Here is a 1420-nt window from a genome sequence, read left to right as displayed (position 1 = left end):
CAAAAACGCCTCTGGCGTTGTAAGGTTAAGCCTCACGGGTCATTAGTACCGGTTAGCTCAACGCATCGCTGCGCTTACACACCCGGCCTATCAACGTCGTAGTCTTCAACGTCCCTTCAGGACTCTCTGGGAGTCAGGGAGAACTCATCTCGGGGCAAGTTTCGTGCTTAGATGCTTTCAGCACTTATCTTTTCCGCACTTAGCTACCGGGCAATGCCATTGGCATGACAACCCGAACACCAGTGGTGCGTTCACTCCGGTCCTCTCGTACTAGGAGCAACCCCCCTCAATTCTCCAGCGCCCACGGCAGATAGGGACCGAACTGTCTCACGACGTTCTAAACCCAGCTCGCGTACCACTTTAAACGGCGAACAGCCGTACCCTTGGGACCTACTTCAGCCCCAGGATGTGATGAGCCGACATCGAGGTGCCAAACACCGCCGTCGATATGAACTCTTGGGCGGTATCAGCCTGTTATCCCCGGAGTACCTTTTATCCGTTGAGCGATGGCCCTTCCATTCAGAACCACCGGATCACTATGACCTGCTTTCGCACCTGCTCGAGCCGTCACTCTCGCAGTCAAGCCAGCTTATGCCATTGCACTAACCTCACGATGTCCGACCGTGATTAGCTGACCTTCGTGCTCCTCCGTTACTCTTTAGGAGGAGACCGCCCCAGTCAAACTACCCACCAGACACTGTCCGCAGCCCGGATCACGGGCCTACGTTAGAACATCAAACATTAAAGGGTGGTATTTCAAGGTTGGCTCCACGCGAACTGGCGTCCGCGCTTCAAAGCCTCCCACCTATCCTACACATCAAGGCTCAATGTTCAGTGTCAAGCTGTAGTAAAGGTTCACGGGGTCTTTCCGTCTTGCCGCGGGTACACTGCATCTTCACAGCGAGTTCAATTTCACTGAGTCTCGGGTGGAGACAGCCTGGCCATCATTACGCCATTCGTGCAGGTCGGAACTTACCCGACAAGGAATTTCGCTACCTTAGGACCGTTATAGTTACGGCCGCCGTTTACCGGGGCTTCGATCAAGAGCTTCTCCTTGCGGATAACCCCATCAATTAACCTTCCGGCACCGGGCAGGCGTCACACCGTATACGTCCACTTTCGTGTTTGCACAGTGCTGTGTTTTTAATAAACAGTTGCAGCCAGCTGGTATCTTCGACTGGCTTCGGCTCGGGGAGCAGGTCCCTCCACCTACGCGCCAGCGTGCCTTCTCCCGAAGTTACGGCACCATTTTGCCTAGTTCCTTCACCCGAGTTCTCTCAAGCGCCTTGGTATTCTCTACCTGACCACCTGTGTCGGTTTGGGGTACGATTCTGTGTTACCTGATGCTTAGAGGCTTTTCCTGGAAGCTGGGCATTTATCACTTCAGCACCGTAGTGCCTCGTCGTCACGCCTCAGCGTT

1 rRNA gene is annotated in these 1420 nt (G+C 54.4%); it reads right to left on the bottom strand.

The features are described from left to right. Positions 1-21: 21 nt before the first annotated feature. A 23S ribosomal RNA gene (locus tag HZZ01_RS20655) occupies positions 22-1420 on the bottom strand; the annotation flags it as partial.

It is taken from the genome of Pantoea sp. WMus005 (assembly GCF_013415305.1).
Classification (GTDB): Bacteria; Pseudomonadota; Gammaproteobacteria; order Enterobacterales; family Enterobacteriaceae; genus Pantoea; species Pantoea rara.
The sequence above is the reverse complement of the archived record's forward strand: the minus strand, read 5'-3'. Positions and strand labels throughout refer to the sequence as shown.